Annotated in this window: 18 protein-coding genes and 1 other RNA gene; 16 read left to right on the top strand and 3 right to left on the bottom strand. The window is 33.4% G+C overall.

Annotated elements, in window-relative coordinates:
• Positions 1–80: 80 nt before the first annotated feature.
• From JG553_RS01375 to JG553_RS01435, 13 genes are all read left to right on the top strand, one after another.
• On the top strand, positions 81–1,094 hold the full coding sequence (locus JG553_RS01375; protein ID WP_000654030.1) for a sugar-binding transcriptional regulator: 1,014 nt from the start codon (positions 81–83) through the stop codon (positions 1,092–1,094).
• Positions 1,095–1,146: 52 nt separating this feature from the next.
• The gene (gap, locus tag JG553_RS01380) at positions 1,147–2,157 is read left to right on the top strand and encodes a type I glyceraldehyde-3-phosphate dehydrogenase (RefSeq protein WP_000279414.1); all 1,011 of its coding nucleotides are present in this window, start codon (positions 1,147–1,149) and stop codon (positions 2,155–2,157) included.
• A gap of 138 nt (positions 2,158–2,295) precedes the next feature.
• Entirely contained in the window at positions 2,296–3,486 is a 1,191-nt protein-coding gene (locus JG553_RS01385; protein ID WP_001074749.1) for a phosphoglycerate kinase, read from the top strand.
• Between the two features lie 121 nt (positions 3,487–3,607).
• Positions 3,608–4,369: a triose-phosphate isomerase gene (gene tpiA, locus JG553_RS01390; RefSeq protein WP_001260103.1), complete on the top strand. Its 762-nt coding sequence runs from the start codon at positions 3,608–3,610 to the stop codon at positions 4,367–4,369.
• Between the two features lie 2 nt (positions 4,370–4,371).
• A complete protein-coding gene (gpmI, locus tag JG553_RS01395; RefSeq protein ID WP_001085505.1) occupies positions 4,372–5,889 on the top strand; it encodes a 2,3-bisphosphoglycerate-independent phosphoglycerate mutase in 1,518 nt (505 codons plus the stop codon).
• A 129-nt stretch (positions 5,890–6,018) separates the two neighbouring features.
• Complete coding sequence (gene eno, locus JG553_RS01400; RefSeq protein WP_001121760.1) at positions 6,019–7,323, top strand: surface-displayed alpha-enolase; 1,305 nt, start codon at positions 6,019–6,021, stop codon at positions 7,321–7,323.
• Between the two features lie 339 nt (positions 7,324–7,662).
• A complete protein-coding gene (locus JG553_RS01405) occupies positions 7,663–8,121 on the top strand; it encodes a hypothetical protein (RefSeq protein WP_000785252.1) in 459 nt (152 codons plus the stop codon).
• 66 nt (positions 8,122–8,187) lie between these two features.
• On the top strand, positions 8,188–8,421 hold the full coding sequence (gene secG, locus JG553_RS01410) for a preprotein translocase subunit SecG (RefSeq protein ID WP_000556760.1): 234 nt from the start codon (positions 8,188–8,190) through the stop codon (positions 8,419–8,421).
• 115 nt (positions 8,422–8,536) lie between these two features.
• Positions 8,537–9,277, top strand: coding sequence for an alpha/beta hydrolase (locus JG553_RS01415; protein WP_001165952.1), 741 nt, complete (start codon positions 8,537–8,539; stop codon positions 9,275–9,277).
• Between the two features lie 33 nt (positions 9,278–9,310).
• A complete protein-coding gene (rnr, locus tag JG553_RS01420; RefSeq protein ID WP_001050064.1) occupies positions 9,311–11,683 on the top strand; it encodes a ribonuclease R in 2,373 nt (790 codons plus the stop codon).
• Positions 11,684–11,704: 21 nt separating this feature from the next.
• Positions 11,705–12,169 carry an SsrA-binding protein SmpB gene (gene smpB, locus JG553_RS01425; RefSeq protein WP_001085185.1) on the top strand — a complete coding sequence of 155 codons (465 nt, stop codon included), beginning with the start codon at positions 11,705–11,707 and terminating at the stop codon, positions 12,167–12,169.
• A gap of 90 nt (positions 12,170–12,259) precedes the next feature.
• Positions 12,260–12,621, top strand: a transfer-messenger RNA (tmRNA) gene (gene ssrA, locus JG553_RS01430).
• Between the two features lie 321 nt (positions 12,622–12,942).
• Positions 12,943–13,224 carry a hypothetical protein gene (locus tag JG553_RS01435; protein ID WP_001788408.1) on the top strand — a complete coding sequence of 94 codons (282 nt, stop codon included), beginning with the start codon at positions 12,943–12,945 and terminating at the stop codon, positions 13,222–13,224.
• A 266-nt stretch (positions 13,225–13,490) separates the two neighbouring features.
• On the opposite strand, the gene JG553_RS01440 is transcribed toward JG553_RS01435, so the two are convergent.
• The 3 genes from JG553_RS01440 to JG553_RS01450 all read right to left on the bottom strand — a co-directional run bounded on the left by JG553_RS01440 (position 13,491) and on the right by JG553_RS01450 (position 14,896).
• Positions 13,491–13,814 carry a hypothetical protein gene (locus JG553_RS01440; RefSeq protein WP_001058299.1) on the bottom strand — a complete coding sequence of 108 codons (324 nt, stop codon included), beginning with the start codon at positions 13,812–13,814 and terminating at the stop codon, positions 13,491–13,493.
• 15 nt (positions 13,815–13,829) lie between these two features.
• A complete protein-coding gene (locus tag JG553_RS13300) occupies positions 13,830–13,976 on the bottom strand; it encodes a hypothetical protein (protein WP_001057759.1) in 147 nt (48 codons plus the stop codon).
• Positions 13,977–14,167: 191 nt separating this feature from the next.
• Entirely contained in the window at positions 14,168–14,896 is a 729-nt protein-coding gene (locus JG553_RS01450) for a DUF5067 domain-containing protein (protein WP_000757406.1), read from the bottom strand.
• Positions 14,897–15,331: 435 nt separating this feature from the next.
• Between JG553_RS01450 and JG553_RS01455 the strand changes: the two genes are divergently transcribed.
• From JG553_RS01455 to JG553_RS01465, 3 genes are all read left to right on the top strand, one after another.
• Positions 15,332–15,487, top strand: coding sequence for a hypothetical protein (locus JG553_RS01455; protein ID WP_001790158.1), 156 nt, complete (start codon positions 15,332–15,334; stop codon positions 15,485–15,487).
• Positions 15,488–15,494: 7 nt separating this feature from the next.
• Positions 15,495–16,016: a hypothetical protein gene (locus tag JG553_RS01460; RefSeq protein ID WP_000608179.1), complete on the top strand. Its 522-nt coding sequence runs from the start codon at positions 15,495–15,497 to the stop codon at positions 16,014–16,016.
• Between the two features lie 138 nt (positions 16,017–16,154).
• Positions 16,155–16,685 carry a GNAT family N-acetyltransferase gene (locus tag JG553_RS01465; RefSeq protein ID WP_001167175.1) on the top strand — a complete coding sequence of 177 codons (531 nt, stop codon included), beginning with the start codon at positions 16,155–16,157 and terminating at the stop codon, positions 16,683–16,685.
• Positions 16,686–16,867: the final 182 nt, after the last annotated feature.

Consider the following 16,867-nt stretch of genomic DNA (forward strand, 5'->3'; position numbering starts at 1 on the left):
TCCCACGCGGGACTTAAAAAGGCAACCACTGGTTGTGACATATCCTTATTTACATTTATAAATATAAGGAGGAGGTAGTAGTGAAAGACTTATTGCAAGCACAGCAAAAGCTTATACCGGATCTCATAGATAAAATGTATAAACGTTTTTCTATTCTTACTACTATCTCAAAAAATCAGCCTGTCGGACGTCGAAGTTTAAGCGAACATATGGATATGACTGAACGTGTACTGCGTTCTGAAACAGATATGCTTAAGAAACAAGATTTGATAAAAGTTAAGCCTACCGGAATGGAAATTACAGCTGAAGGTGAGCAACTGATTTCGCAATTGAAAGGTTACTTTGATATCTATGCAGATGATAATCGTCTGTCAGAAGGTATTAAGAATAAATTTCAAATTAAGGAAGTTCATGTTGTTCCTGGTGATGCTGATAATAGTCAATCTGTTAAAACAGAATTAGGTAGACAAGCAGGTCAATTACTTGAAGGCATATTACAAGAAGACGCGATAGTTGCTGTAACTGGCGGATCCACGATGGCATGTGTTAGTGAAGCAATTCATTTATTACCATATAATGTATTCTTCGTACCAGCCAGAGGTGGACTAGGCGAAAATGTTGTCTTTCAGGCAAACACAATTGCAGCCAGTATGGCACAACAAGCTGGCGGTTATTATACGACGATGTATGTACCTGATAATGTCAGTGAAACAACATATAATACATTGTTGTTAGAGCCATCAGTCATAAACACTTTAGACAAAATTAAACAAGCAAACGTTATATTACACGGCATTGGTGATGCGCTGAAGATGGCGCATCGACGTCAATCACCTGAAAAGGTCATTGAACAACTTCAACATCATCAAGCTGTCGGAGAGGCATTTGGTTATTATTTTGATACACAAGGTCAAATTGTCCATAAGGTTAAAACAATTGGACTTCAATTAGAAGACCTTGAATCAAAAGACTTTATTTTTGCAGTTGCAGGAGGCAAATCGAAAGGTGAAGCAATTAAAGCATACTTGACGATTGCACCCAAGAATACAGTGTTAATCACTGATGAAGCCGCAGCAAAGATAATACTTGAATAAGAGATAAAAAGTTTAATACTTTTTAAATATCATTTTAAAGGAGGCCATTATAATGGCAGTAAAAGTAGCAATTAATGGTTTTGGTAGAATTGGTCGTTTAGCATTCAGAAGAATTCAAGAAGTAGAAGGTCTTGAAGTTGTAGCAGTAAACGACTTAACAGATGACGACATGTTAGCGCATTTATTAAAATATGACACTATGCAAGGTCGTTTCACAGGTGAAGTAGAGGTAGTTGATGGTGGTTTCCGCGTAAATGGTAAAGAAGTTAAATCATTCAGTGAACCAGATGCAAGCAAATTACCTTGGAAAGACTTAAATATCGATGTAGTATTAGAATGTACTGGTTTCTACACTGATAAAGATAAAGCACAAGCTCATATTGAAGCAGGCGCTAAAAAAGTATTAATCTCAGCACCAGCTACTGGTGACTTAAAAACAATCGTATTCAACACTAACCACCAAGAGTTAGACGGTTCTGAAACAGTTGTTTCAGGTGCTTCATGTACTACAAACTCATTAGCACCAGTTGCTAAAGTTTTAAACGATGACTTTGGTTTAGTTGAAGGTTTAATGACTACAATTCACGCTTACACAGGTGATCAAAATACACAAGACGCACCTCACAGAAAAGGTGACAAACGTCGTGCTCGTGCAGCGGCAGAAAACATCATCCCTAACTCAACAGGTGCTGCTAAAGCTATCGGTAAAGTTATTCCTGAAATCGATGGTAAATTAGATGGTGGTGCACAACGTGTTCCTGTAGCTACAGGTTCATTAACTGAATTAACAGTAGTATTAGAAAAACAAGACGTAACAGTTGAACAAGTTAACGAAGCTATGAAAAATGCTTCAAACGAATCATTCGGTTACACTGAAGACGAAATCGTTTCTTCAGACGTTGTAGGTATGACTTACGGTTCATTATTCGACGCTACACAAACTCGTGTAATGTCAGTTGGCGACCGTCAATTAGTTAAAGTTGCAGCTTGGTATGATAACGAAATGTCATATACTGCACAATTAGTTCGTACATTAGCATACTTAGCTGAACTTTCTAAATAATTTTAGTATAGTTTTTATTCAAATACGCTAGTGCTCAGAACTATTTAGCATTAATTAAAGCTTATGAGTAAGCGGGGAGCACAAACGCTTCTCCGCTTATTTTTATATAAAATTTCCTAATTACAAGGAGGAAACACCATGGCTAAAAAAATTGTTTCTGATTTAGATCTTAAAGGTAAAACAGTCCTAGTACGTGCTGATTTTAACGTACCTTTAAAAGACGGTGAAATTACTAATGACAACCGTATCGTTCAAGCTTTACCTACAATTCAATACATCATCGAACAAGGTGGTAAAATCGTACTATTTTCACATTTAGGTAAAGTGAAAGAAGAAAGTGATAAAGCAAAATTAACTTTACGTCCAGTTGCTGAAGACTTATCTAAGAAATTAGATAAAGAAGTTGTTTTCGTACCAGAAACACGCGGCGAAAAACTTGAAGCTGCTATTAAAGACCTTAAAGAAGGCGACGTATTATTAGTTGAAAATACACGTTATGAAGATTTAGACGGTAAAAAAGAATCTAAAAATGATCCAGAATTAGGTAAATACTGGGCATCTTTAGGTGATGTGTTTGTAAATGATGCTTTTGGTACTGCGCATCGTGAGCATGCATCTAATGTTGGTATTTCTACACATTTAGAAACTGCAGCTGGATTCTTAATGGATAAAGAAATTAAGTTTATTGGCGGCGTAGTTAACGATCCACATAAACCAGTTGTTGCTATTTTAGGTGGAGCAAAAGTATCTGACAAAATTAATGTCATCAAAAACTTAGTTAACATAGCTGATAAAATTATCATCGGCGGAGGTATGGCTTATACTTTCTTAAAAGCGCAAGGTAAAGAAATTGGTATTTCATTATTAGAAGAAGATAAAATCGACTTCGCAAAAGATTTATTAGAAAAACATGGTGATAAAATTGTATTACCAGTAGACACTAAAGTTGCTAAAGAATTTTCTAATGATGCCAAAATCACTGTAGTACCATCTGATTCAATTCCAGCAGACCAAGAAGGTATGGATATTGGACCAAACACTGTAAAATTATTTGCAGATGAATTAGAAGGTGCGCACACTGTTGTATGGAATGGACCTATGGGTGTATTCGAGTTCAGTAACTTTGCACAAGGTACAATTGGTGTATGTAAAGCAATTGCAAACCTTAAAGATGCAATTACGATTATCGGTGGCGGTGATTCAGCTGCAGCAGCAATCTCTTTAGGTTTTGAAAATGACTTCACTCATATTTCAACTGGTGGCGGCGCGTCATTAGAGTACCTAGAAGGTAAAGAATTGCCTGGTATCAAAGCAATCAATAATAAATAATAAAGTGATAGTTTAAAGTGATGTGGCATGTTTGTTTAACATTGTTACGGGAAAACAGTCACAAGATGACATCGTGTTTCATCACTTTTCAAAAATATTTACAAAACAAGGAGTGTCTTTAATGAGAACACCAATTATAGCTGGTAACTGGAAAATGAACAAAACAGTACAAGAAGCAAAAGACTTCGTCAATACATTACCAACACTACCAGATTCAAAAGAAGTAGAATCAGTAATTTGTGCACCAGCAATTCAATTAGATGCATTAACTACTGCAGTTAAAGAAGGAAAAGCACAAGGTTTAGAAATCGGTGCTCAAAATACGTATTTCGAAGATAATGGTGCGTTCACAGGTGAAACGTCTCCAGTTGCATTAGCAGATTTAGGCGTTAAATACGTTGTTATCGGTCATTCTGAACGTCGTGAATTATTCCACGAAACAGATGAAGAAATTAACAAAAAAGCGCACGCTATTTTCAAACATGGAATGACTCCAATTATATGTGTTGGTGAAACAGACGAAGAGCGTGAAAGTGGTAAAGCTAACGATGTTGTAGGTGAGCAAGTTAAGAAAGCTGTTGCAGGTTTATCTGAAGATCAACTTAAATCAGTTGTAATTGCTTATGAACCAATCTGGGCAATCGGAACTGGTAAATCATCAACATCTGAAGATGCAAATGAAATGTGTGCATTTGTACGTCAAACTATTGCTGACTTATCAAGCAAAGAAGTATCAGAAGCAACTCGTATTCAATATGGTGGTAGTGTTAAACCTAACAACATTAAAGAATACATGGCACAAACTGATATTGATGGGGCATTAGTAGGTGGCGCATCACTTAAAGTTGAAGATTTCGTACAATTGTTAGAAGGTGCAAAATAATCATGGCTAAGAAACCAACTGCGTTAATTATTTTAGATGGTTTTGCGAACCGCGAAAGCGAACATGGTAATGCGGTAAAATTAGCAAACAAGCCTAATTTTGATCGTTATTACAACAAATATCCAACGACTCAAATCGAAGCGAGTGGCTTAGATGTTGGACTACCTGAAGGACAAATGGGTAACTCAGAAGTTGGTCATATGAATATCGGTGCAGGACGTATCGTTTATCAAAGTTTAACTCGAATCAATAAATCAATTGAAGACGGTGATTTCTTTGAAAATGATGTTTTAAATAATGCAATTGCACACGTGAATTCACATGATTCAGCGTTACACATCTTTGGTTTATTGTCTGACGGTGGTGTACACAGTCATTACAAACATTTATTTGCTTTGTTAGAACTTGCTAAAAAACAAGGTGTTGAAAAAGTTTACGTACACGCATTTTTAGATGGCCGTGACGTAGATCAAAAATCCGCTTTGAAATACATCGAAGAGACTGAAGCTAAATTCAATGAATTAGGCATTGGTCAATTTGCATCTGTGTCTGGTCGTTATTATGCAATGGATCGTGACAAACGTTGGGAACGTGAAGAAAAAGCTTACAATGCTATTCGTAATTTTGATGCCCCAACTTATGCAACTGCCAAAGAAGGTGTAGAAGCAAGCTATAATGAGGGCTTAACTGACGAATTCGTAGTACCATTCATCGTTGAGAATCAAAATGACGGTGTTAATGATGGAGATGCAGTGATCTTCTATAATTTCCGACCTGATAGAGCAGCGCAATTATCGGAAATTTTTGCGAACAGAGCATTCGAAGGCTTTAAAGTTGAACAAGTTAAAGACTTATTCTATGCAACATTCACTAAGTATAATGACAATATCGATGCGGCTATCGTCTTCGAAAAAGTTGATTTAAATAATACAATTGGTGAAATTGCACAAAATAACAATTTAACTCAATTACGTATTGCAGAAACTGAAAAATACCCTCACGTTACTTACTTTATGAGTGGTGGACGTAACGAGGAATTTAAAGGTGAACGCCGTCGTTTAATTGATTCACCTAAAGTTGCAACGTATGACTTGAAACCAGAAATGAGTGCTTATGAAGTTAAAGATGCATTATTAGAAGAGTTAAATAAAGGTGACTTGGACTTAATTATTTTAAACTTTGCTAACCCTGATATGGTTGGACATAGTGGTATGCTTGAGCCGACAATCAAAGCAATCGAAGCGGTTGATGAATGTTTAGGAGAAGTGGTTGATAAGATTTTAGACATGGACGGTTATGCAATTATTACTGCTGACCATGGTAACTCTGATCAAGTATTGACGGATGATGATCAACCAATGACTACGCATACAACGAACCCAGTACCAGTGATTGTAACAAAAGAAGGCGTTACACTTAGAGAAACTGGTCGCTTAGGTGACTTAGCACCTACATTATTAGATTTATTAAATGTAGAACAACCTGAAGATATGACAGGTGAATCTTTAATTAAACACTAATATTGTAAAAGATGTTAAGTAAACGCTTAATGACACTTATTTTTTGAAAATAATAGTAATATCATTTTGTTAAATGAAAGAATAAAGCTATAATAATTATAGAATAACTATTTAAAGGAGATTATAAACATGCCAATTATTACAGATGTTTACGCTCGCGAAGTCTTAGACTCTCGTGGTAACCCAACTGTTGAAGTAGAAGTATTAACTGAAAGTGGCGCATTTGGTCGTGCATTAGTACCATCAGGTGCTTCAACTGGTGAACACGAAGCTGTTGAATTACGTGATGGAGACAAATCACGTTATTTAGGTAAAGGTGTTACTAAAGCAGTTGAAAACGTTAATGAAATCATCGCACCAGAAATTATTGAAGGTGAATTTTCAGTATTAGATCAAGTATCTATTGATAAAATGATGATCGCATTAGACGGTACTCCAAACAAAGGTAAATTAGGTGCAAATGCTATTTTAGGTGTATCTATCGCAGTAGCACGTGCAGCAGCTGACTTATTAGGTCAACCACTTTACAAATATTTAGGTGGATTTAATGGTAAGCAGTTACCAGTACCAATGATGAACATCGTTAATGGTGGTTCTCACTCAGATGCTCCAATTGCATTCCAAGAATTCATGATTTTACCTGTAGGTGCTACAACGTTCAAAGAATCATTACGTTGGGGTACTGAAATTTTCCACAACTTAAAATCAATTTTAAGCAAACGTGGTTTAGAAACTGCAGTAGGTGACGAAGGTGGTTTCGCTCCTAAATTTGAAGGTACTGAAGATGCTGTTGAAACAATTATCCAAGCAATCGAAGCAGCTGGTTACAAACCAGGTGAAGAAGTATTCTTAGGATTTGACTGTGCATCATCAGAATTCTATGAAAATGGTGTATATGACTACAGTAAGTTCGAAGGCGAACACGGTGCAAAACGTACAGCTGCAGAACAAGTTGACTACTTAGAACAATTAGTAGACAAATATCCTATCATTACAATTGAAGACGGTATGGACGAAAACGACTGGGATGGTTGGAAACAACTTACAGAACGTATCGGTGACCGTGTACAATTAGTAGGTGACGATTTATTCGTAACAAACACTGAAATTTTAGCAAAAGGTATTGAAAACGGAATTGGTAACTCAATCTTAATTAAAGTTAACCAAATCGGTACATTAACTGAAACATTTGATGCAATCGAAATGGCTCAAAAAGCTGGTTACACAGCAGTAGTTTCTCACCGTTCAGGTGAAACAGAAGATACAACAATTGCTGATATTGCTGTTGCTACAAACGCTGGTCAAATTAAAACTGGTTCATTATCACGTACTGACCGTATTGCTAAATACAATCAATTATTACGTATCGAAGATGAATTATTTGAAACTGCTAAATATGACGGTATCAAATCATTCTATAACTTAGATAAATAATTTTCTTTATAATCAAATGCTGACATAATTTTAGTTGAGGATTATTATGACGGTATAAATTAAATAAAGATTTTGAGTTCACGCTTAAATAAGTTCACGCTTAAATTTATAGCCTGCCACAGAGTTGAGACTGTGGTAGGTTTTTTATTTTGAAGTATTAATCATAACAGACTAATAATCATGAGGTAACTAATAACACATATTTAACTTGTATTCTTAAACTGGTATAATAAATTTATGTTGAAATGAATATTGTATGACAGGGTATTCACTTTTATTAAAAGGTAAAATTAAATAAAGGTTTTATAGAACGTATTTAAATATATGAGGAGTAAACAAATGGCTGATAGAACGAATAAAGAAATTAAAACAGGACGCTTTATTGCAACTGCATCAATCGTATTCTCAATATTATTGATTATTCATTACTTTGTTTCGTTGGATAATGCGACTGCCAAAGCATTACTTAATTTAACGAATCAAAACACTTCAGATAAAGCGATTGATTACATTTTAAACAGCTTTAGATTCACTGGTATTATGTATATTTTGGCTTATCTAGCAGGCTTCATCACTTTTTGGAATCGACATACTTATGTGTGGTGGTTTATGTTTGCAGTTTATGTATCAAATAGTTTGTTTACGTTGATTAATTTATCAATCACAATTCAAGCAATAAAAGCTGCACACGGTGCGTACTTAACATTGCCAATTTTAATTGTTATTATAGGTTCGGTTGCATTAGCGATTTATATGCTTGTTGTTTCTATCAAACGTAAAAGTACATTTAATCGCTAGAAAATTGATTTTAACAATAAAAATATGATATACTACTTGTCGTATATAAGGAACGGAGGACAATTTATGCATACATTTTTAATCGTATTATTAATCATTGATTGTATTGCATTAATAACTGTTGTACTACTCCAAGAAGGTAAAAGCAGTGGACTTTCAGGTGCCATCAGTGGTGGTGCTGAGCAGTTATTCGGTAAACAAAAACAACGTGGCGTCGATTTATTCTTAAATAGATTAACAATTATTTTATCAATATTATTTTTTGTACTTATGATTTGCATAAGTTATCTTGGTATGTAAGGTCCGGCGATGTAAATGTCGGGCTTTTTTATTTATAATTAAGAATGTAATAGTTTAACAATAAGCTATGTAAAATATATAGCCTAGTTAAGTATGCAAAGGGAGCGTTAGATTTATGCAGATAAAATTACCAAAACCTTTCTTTTTTGAGGAAGGTAAACGTGCCGTGTTATTACTACATGGTTTTACAGGCAATTCGTCTGATGTTCGTCAATTAGGTCGATTTTTACAAAAGAAAGGTTATACATCATATGCACCGCAATATGAAGGCCACGCGGCACCACCAGATGAAATACTGAAATCTAGTCCTTTCGTTTGGTTTAAAGATGCGTTAGATGGTTATGATTATCTTGTTGAACAAGGTTATGATGAAATTGTTGTTGCTGGTCTATCATTAGGTGGGGATTTTGCTTTAAAATTAAGCTTAAATAGAGATGTAAAGGGTATTGTAACGATGTGTGCTCCTATGGGTGGCAAAACTGAAGGTGCCATTTATGAAGGCTTTTTAGAATATGCACGCAATTTTAAAAAGTATGAAGGTAAAGATCAAGAGACTATTGATAATGAAATGGATCATTTTAAACCAACTGAAACTTTAAAAGAACTAAGTGAAGCATTAGATACGATTAAAGAGCAAGTTGATGAAGTGTTGGATCCTATTTTAGTGATTCAAGCAGAAAACGACAATATGATTGATCCACAATCCGCAAATTATATATATGACCATGTAGATTCTGATGACAAAAATATCAAGTGGTACAGTGAATCTGGACATGTTATTACGATTGATAAAGAGAAAGAACAAGTATTTGAAGATATTTATCAATTTTTAGAGTCATTAGACTGGTCAGAATAAAAAGAGATTTTAACATTAGAAAGGAGGGGCATAATGAATTTAAAGCAATCTATAGAAGAGATTATTAATCAACCTGAATATGAACCTATGTCAGTGTCAGATTTTCAAGATGCATTAGGTTTAAGCAGTGCCGACTCGTTTAGAGATTTAATTAAGGTGCTTGTGGAGTTAGAACAATCAGGATTAATCGAACGTACAAAAACAGACAGATACCAAAAAAAGCATAGTTATAGAGGTCAATCAAAATTGATAAAAGGAACGTTAAGTCAAAATAAAAAAGGCTTTGCATTCTTAAGACCTGAAGATGAGGATATGGAAGATATATTTATTCCCCCGACGAAAATTAATCGTGCCTTGGATGGAGATACTGTTATTGTAGAAATCCATCAATCAAAAGGTGAACATAAAGGTAAAATCGAAGGGGAAGTTAAGTCGATTGAGAAGCATTCTGTAACTCAAGTTGTTGGTACGTATAGTGAAGCTAGACATTTTGGCTTTGTTATTCCGGATGATAAACGTATTATGCAAGATATTTTCATTCCTAAAGGTCAAAGTTTAGGCGCAGTCGATGGTCATAAGGTACTTGTACAAATTACTAAGTATGCTGATGGTTCAGATAATCCAGAAGGACATATTTCTGCTATTTTAGGACATAAAAATGATCCTGGCGTAGATATTTTATCTATTATCTATCAACATGGCATAGAAATTGAATTTCCTGATGAAGTGTTACAAGAAGCTGAAGCAGTACCTGATCATATTGAAAATACTGAAATTAAAGGCCGTCATGATTTACGTGATGAATTGACAATCACAATTGATGGTGCTGATGCTAAAGACTTAGATGACGCAATTAGTGTTAAAAAGTTAGCGAACGGTAATACGCAATTAACTGTAAGTATTGCTGATGTCAGCTATTATGTAACAGAAGGTTCTGCATTGGATAAAGAGGCATATGATAGAGCGACAAGTGTATATCTTGTTGACCGTGTAATTCCAATGATTCCACATCGATTAAGTAATGGTATTTGTTCATTGAATCCTAATGTTGATCGTTTAACTCTAAGCTGTCGCATGGAAATCGATGCTAGTGGTCGCGTTGTTAAACATGAAATTTTTGATAGTGTTATACATTCTGATTATCGAATGACGTATGATGCGGTAAATCAGATTATTACTGAAAAGGATCCTAACATTCGCGAACAATATAATGAAATTACGCCTATGCTAGATTTAGCACAAGATTTATCTAATCGTTTGATTCAAATGAGAAAACGACGTGGTGAAATCGATTTTGATATTAGTGAAGCAAAAGTATTAGTTAACGAAGACGGTATACCAACAGATGTTCAATTAAGACAACGTGGCGAGGGTGAACGTCTAATTGAATCATTTATGTTAATTGCAAATGAAACAGTTGCTGAACATTTTAGTAAGTTAGATGTACCTTTTATTTACCGAGTGCATGAGCAACCTAAATCAGATCGCTTAAGACAATTCTTTGATTTTATTACAAACTTTGGCATCATGATTAAGGGTACTGGCGAAGATATTCATCCAACAACACTTCAAAAGGTTCAAGAAGAAGTAGAAGGTCGACCTGAACAAATGGTCATTTCAACAATGATGTTGCGTTCAATGCAACAAGCGCATTATGATGATGTGAACTTGGGACATTTTGGCTTATCAGCTGAATATTATACGCATTTTACATCACCAATTAGACGTTATCCTGATTTAACAGTTCATCGTTTAATCCGTAAGTATTTAATTGAGAAATCAATGGATAACAAAGAAGTGAAGCGTTGGGAAGACAAATTGCCTGAGTTAGCTGAACATACTTCTAAACGTGAACGTCGTGCTATTGAGGCAGAACGTGATACTGATGAATTGAAAAAAGCAGAATATATGATTCAACATATTGGTGATGAATTTGAAGGTATTGTCAGCTCAGTAGCTAACTTCGGTATGTTCATTGAATTGCCAAATACGATAGAAGGTATGGTTCATATTGCGAATATGACTGATGATTATTACCGTTTTGAAGAGCGTCAAATGGCATTAATTGGTGAGCGTCAAGCTAAAGTATTTAGAATTGGTGACACAGTTAAGGTTAAAGTGACGCATGTTGATGTAGATGAACGATTAATTGATTTTCAAATTGTAGGTATGCCTTTACCGAAAAATGATCGATCACAGCGCCCAGCGCGAGGTAAGACAATTCAAGCCAAAACGCGTGGTAAATCATTAGATAAATCAAAATCTGATGATAAGGGTCGTAAGAAAAAAGGTAAGCAACGTAAAGGTAAAAACCAACGTAATAATGATAAATCAGGTAATAGTAAGCATAAGCCATTTTATAAAGATAAAAGTGTGAAAAAGAAAGCACGTCGTAAGAAAAAATAAGCAGCAATGAGGTGAGTATGAATGGCTAAGAAGAAATCACCAGGTACATTAGCGGAAAATCGTAAGGCAAGACATGATTATAATATTGAAGATACGATTGAAGCGGGAATTGTATTGCAAGGCACAGAAATAAAATCAATTCGCCGAGGTAGTGCTAACCTTAAAGATAGTTATGCGCAAGTTAAAAACGGTGAAATGTATTTGAATAATATGCATATAGCACCATACGAAGAAGGGAATCGTTTTAATCACGATCCTCTTCGTTCTCGAAAATTATTATTGCACAAGCGTGAAATCATTAAATTGGGTGATCAAACACGTGAGATTGGTTATTCGATTGTGCCGTTAAAGCTTTATTTGAAGCATGGACATTGTAAAGTATTACTTGGTGTTGCACGAGGTAAGAAAAAATATGATAAACGTCAAGCTTTGAAAGAAAAAGCAGTCAAACGAGATGTTGCGCGCGATATGAAAGCCCGTTATTAAGCGATTTAGTTGCTTAATCGGGCTATATTTGATATAGTTATATGTGCTTTTGTAAATTACAAAAGTATGATTTGTTTGATTTATTATTTCGGGGACGTTCATGGATTCGACAGGGGTCCCCCGAGCTCATTAAGCGTGTCGGAGGGTTGTCTTCGTCATCAACACACACAGTTTATAATAACTGGCAAATCAAACAATAATTTCGCAGTAGCTGCCTAATCGCACTCTGCATCGCCTAACAGCATTTCCTATGTGCTGTTAACGCGATTCAACCTTAATAGGATATGCTAAACACTGCCGTTTGAAGTCTGTTTAGAAGAAACTTAATCAAACTAGCATCATGTTGGTTGTTTATCACTTTTCATGATGCGAAACCTATCGATAAACTACACACGTAGAAAGATGTGTATCAGGACCTTTGGACGCGGGTTCAAATCCCGCCGTCTCCATATTTGTAGCCTACAGCCTTTGTGGTTGTGGGCTTTTTTATTTTGTGTTTTTCAGGGGATAATGCATTGCAGAATTTGTTGTGAGTATTGATATAGCAGTGTTTGTATAGGTGTTTATTTGATGGAGGAAAGAGTAATAAGTGATTATGAATTAGTTTTTGAGATATAAGGGGACAGTGATGTGTGTCAAATAAGTGTCAAAAAAGTTGGATTCTGAGTTTTACATTCAACATTGTTCATGAAGAAACTTCTTTATACGCAAAAAATTCTCCATGTTATATATGTCAATATAAAAATGTGAATCGTCTACACTTAATTGGATAAATGGCTACTGAAAAAGAACTTTTCATTTTTGTTACGTCACTAAGTGGGTGTAGTTATAAAGAGATGAGCCGAGTTTTGATATTTTCATTAGAATCAATATGCCTATTAACACAATCAGCAATAGTTGACGAGACGGAAATAAAAGAAGTCGTAGTTAAGAAATGCATTTCACAACATACCATTGTAGCCATTTTTATTGTTTTGGATGATAAACTCTTTTTGGAATTTTTAGTTTTTATAATTTGCAACTACACTACTTCTTTTACTAATATTAATGTCTAAGTAATCGATAAAAAATTTTCCATTGAATAAATGAGAAGTTAAAAACTTTACTTAACCTTTCTCATTGCATTTTCCTATTCACGATTTTAAGAACCCAACATACTACAAACGAATTTTAAAAGGCGAGAGTAAAGCTTACTTGTTTATTATACATATTTAAAATCCAAGAGTCAGAACAGACTACTCCTCTTTATAACTATAAAAAATAGCTATGAAAAAATCTATCGTCATAGATTCCTTCATAGCTAATCTTAGTATGTTTATTTTTATTTTAGGATGCTATTTATCAACTCAACATATAACTCACTATTTTTATAACCTTCTAATATATCATTAACTTGTCTAATAGGTATTTCTGGTACTTCTCTAATGTTTTCCAATTTTGTTTTAAATTGTTTTTTTGTTATTTGCTCTTTATTTGTAGCCAATTGGAACAAGTAAGAATCTAGCATATTAATTTCTTTATATGAATACATATATCTTAATAACACTAAATCTCTAGTTTTTAAGTTAGGCGCTAGTTCTTCTTGTAATTGTTCTATTGATTGTTTCATTAATAACAATCTCATTTCTAATTCTTCATTATTCATTTTATCACACTCTTTTTATATTAATGCTTGACCAACTTGGGAAACCCAAAACCCTATGCTTCTTGCAGTAGAATCTTTAATACCAGTTCCCATCAATGCTTGTGAAACTTGACCTTGTACATTTCCCCATGTAGCCTCTTCTTGTTTTAATGCATTATTCAATGCGGGATTTACAAATTTATCCCATCTTTTTTTTATGATTTTCCGGCACGGGGACTGATTTCTTTAACACCATTAAACACAGATTTTTTATTTTTAATCATAGCTTTATAGTATCATGTTGGCTAAGCTATAAATAAGTCAGTTTCTCTAAAAATTAAATAACTGAATGTAAGACAATCAACAAACCAAATTTATACTTCATCTAAACCACTGTGGTCGTCATCTTTTTGCTTTTCTTTTTCTTTCTCTCGTTCTTGTTCTTTTTTGTACTCTTCTTCAAATTCTTTTTCTTTCTTTTCTACTTCTTCTCTTGTTTCCGCTCTATGAGAAAAATCTTCGGTTTTAAGTTTACTAAATTTGAATGATTTAGAATCAACTGTTTTATCTTCTGAGTATTTATGGACATTTAAATTAATATTTCCATCACCTCTTAACTCATAGATAAACATGGCTTGTGCAGTTTTGCCTTTTTTAATTTGATCTTGGTTATGTTCTGTCCAATCTTTATATTTTTTATCACTTAAAAGATAACCATCTCTTAATTTATTTACTGTATTTTTATCATCTTGAGTGATATTAATATAGTCATGAGAAATAGAAGATGGATTTAAATCTTTATCGTCTTTTTTAGCAGTAATTTCCATTTTAAAAGCGATATATTTCTTTTTCTCATCTTTTTCATTGATGATAAACGGTTCTTTTATTTTAGCTTCAAATTTGTCACTAACAATAGTATCGCCTTTAATTTTTATATCCATATTTTTTTTGCTTTTAAATTCTTTAAGTTCTTCATTTAATTCTTCATTGTCATTTTCTTTCTTTTTGTGACTAGTGCTCTCTTTTTTTGCACTATCTTGATGATGTCCACAAGCACCTAAGATAAGTGTACTTGCTAATAATATCCCCATTACTTTTTTCATTTAACATGTCTCCTTTATTTCGCAAAAATTTATTTTAAAAACTCTAAATGACTTATCATTTTGAGTAATTAAACAAAGTTGATATTTTGTGAGATTCTAAGATGATATTAAATAATTCTTGTAATAATGATCCTATGTATTGTTGCAATAAATTAATGAAACTATAATTACTAATATTATATTACTTTTATTGATAGAAATATATTACTTTTTTAAAAAAACTTGTAATATATCGAAAGATTTAAATGTAAAATTTTGATTTGTTAAGAAATTACGTTTGTAAAAATAAAAAAATCAACTTATTTGTATGAGATAAATATGTATTGAAGAAGACGTGTTATTAATTTGGAAAATACTGGTCAAAGATGGGAGCTCTTAAAAGCGTTATTGTATTTTTTAGTCAATACAAATAGATTGCCGTAATAATAATCGTACTTGATGGTTAAAAAATTACTTAAGGCTATAAAGCAAAACTTTTTATATGAGCAGTCGAATATAACGTTTAAAATGATTGTTTTTGGATATAAACGATTAAGTAAAATGCTTTTTCAGTTTGAAATTAATCATATAAATTTCTTATGGGAGGGTTGATATCTTAATGATTAACATTATTTCAGCTATAGGATCTATTGGAACATTTATTATGGCTTTATTTTATTTTGTATCAGTTTCAGTTCAACTTTATCAAATGAAAATTAGCTTTCTGCCAGCTTTAGGTTTTAACCAAATTTTATTAGAAAGGGAGGAGGATCAACTTAATATAATGAATTCGGCAACAGAAGAGCATCATCATAAAGATTATATTAAACTATATAATTTAGGTGGCGGTGCTGCTAAAAAAATTGCAATAGAGGTTTTATTGGGGAAGGATAAAGTCATTCAGAAAAAATACGTGCATATTTTACCTAGTAAAGAAGGGTACATGTTACCAATTAATAAAAATGTGTACGAAGAATTAGAAAGAACGATTGAGAACAATGGTCATGAAGCTGATTTGAATGTACGTATGACTTATTATCATAATGTAAGTCGCAAACAACAGGAAGTTATATTAAAAGGTCAAATCGACCGTTTTAATACTTATAATAATAAAGAAATTTATGATTTGCAGTTTATCTAAAAATTGATTTAAGAGGGTAGTTGTTTATTGCGAAAAATATCATTCAATTTTAATGAAATAATGGCGTCATTACTATAAAATATTACTTTATGTTGTAATGCATTTTTCTATAAGATAGAACTAAAAGGAGGGGCAAAGATGCAAATTAGACAAATACATCAACATGACTTTGCTCAAGTGGACCAGTTAATTAGAACGGCATTTGAAAATAGTGAACATGGTTATGGTAATGAATCAGAGCTAGTAGACCAAATTCGTCTAAGTGATACGTATGACAATACCTTAGAATTAGTAGCTGTTCTTCAAAATGAAGTTGTAGGGCACGGTTTACTAAGTGAAGTTTATCTTGATAACGAGGCACAACGGGAAATTGGATTAGTGTTAGCACCTGTATCTGTTGATATTCATCATCAAAATAAAGGTATTGGGAAGCGATTGATTCAAGCATTAGAACGAGAAGCAATATTAAAAGGATATAATTTTATCAGTGTATTAGGATGGCCGACGTATTATGCCAATCTAGGATATCAACGCGCAAGTATGTACGACATTTATCCACCATATGATGGTATACCAGACGAAGCGTTTTTAATTAAAGAATTAAAAGTGAACAGTTTAGCGGGAAAAACAGGTACCATAAATTACACATCTGCTTTTGAAAAAATATGATTTCAAGCTAGGATTACATTAGGTAGAGTTCATATTAATAATAAAAAATGTTTGCAATCAAATCGTACGTTGTCGTTTGTAATTCTTAAAATAGCAATAAATAAAATGTTTGTTAGTAAAGTATTATTGTGGATAATAAAATATCGATACAAATTAATTGCTATAATGCAATTTTAGTGTAT

The sequence above is a fragment of the Staphylococcus sp. T93 genome, assembly GCF_016743875.1.
Lineage (GTDB): Bacteria > Bacillota > Bacilli > Staphylococcales > Staphylococcaceae > Staphylococcus > Staphylococcus aureus.

Bases quoted from the DNA above. Each gene is read 5' to 3' on its own strand.
- JG553_RS01415 (WP_001165952.1), top strand. From the start codon at position 8,537: ATGCAGATAAAATTACCAAAACCTTTCTTTTTTGAGGAAGGTAAACGT.
- rnr (WP_001050064.1), top strand. From the start codon at position 9,311: ATGAATTTAAAGCAATCTATAGAAGAGATTATTAATCAACCTGAATAT.
- JG553_RS01385 (WP_001074749.1), top strand. From the start codon at position 2,296: ATGGCTAAAAAAATTGTTTCTGATTTAGATCTTAAAGGTAAAACAGTC.
- gap (WP_000279414.1), top strand. From the start codon at position 1,147: ATGGCAGTAAAAGTAGCAATTAATGGTTTTGGTAGAATTGGTCGTTTA.
- secG (WP_000556760.1), top strand. From the start codon at position 8,188: ATGCATACATTTTTAATCGTATTATTAATCATTGATTGTATTGCATTA.
- JG553_RS01450 (WP_000757406.1), bottom strand. From the start codon at position 14,896: ATGAAAAAAGTAATGGGGATATTATTAGCAAGTACACTTATCTTAGGT.
- JG553_RS01465 (WP_001167175.1), top strand. From the start codon at position 16,155: ATGCAAATTAGACAAATACATCAACATGACTTTGCTCAAGTGGACCAG.
- JG553_RS01440 (WP_001058299.1), bottom strand. From the start codon at position 13,814: ATGAATAATGAAGAATTAGAAATGAGATTGTTATTAATGAAACAATCA.
- smpB (WP_001085185.1), top strand. From the start codon at position 11,705: ATGGCTAAGAAGAAATCACCAGGTACATTAGCGGAAAATCGTAAGGCA.
- eno (WP_001121760.1), top strand. From the start codon at position 6,019: ATGCCAATTATTACAGATGTTTACGCTCGCGAAGTCTTAGACTCTCGT.
- JG553_RS01460 (WP_000608179.1), top strand. From the start codon at position 15,495: ATGATTAACATTATTTCAGCTATAGGATCTATTGGAACATTTATTATG.
- JG553_RS01435 (WP_001788408.1), top strand. From the start codon at position 12,943: ATGGCTACTGAAAAAGAACTTTTCATTTTTGTTACGTCACTAAGTGGG.
- JG553_RS01405 (WP_000785252.1), top strand. From the start codon at position 7,663: ATGGCTGATAGAACGAATAAAGAAATTAAAACAGGACGCTTTATTGCA.
- tpiA (WP_001260103.1), top strand. From the start codon at position 3,608: ATGAGAACACCAATTATAGCTGGTAACTGGAAAATGAACAAAACAGTA.
- gpmI (WP_001085505.1), top strand. From the start codon at position 4,372: ATGGCTAAGAAACCAACTGCGTTAATTATTTTAGATGGTTTTGCGAAC.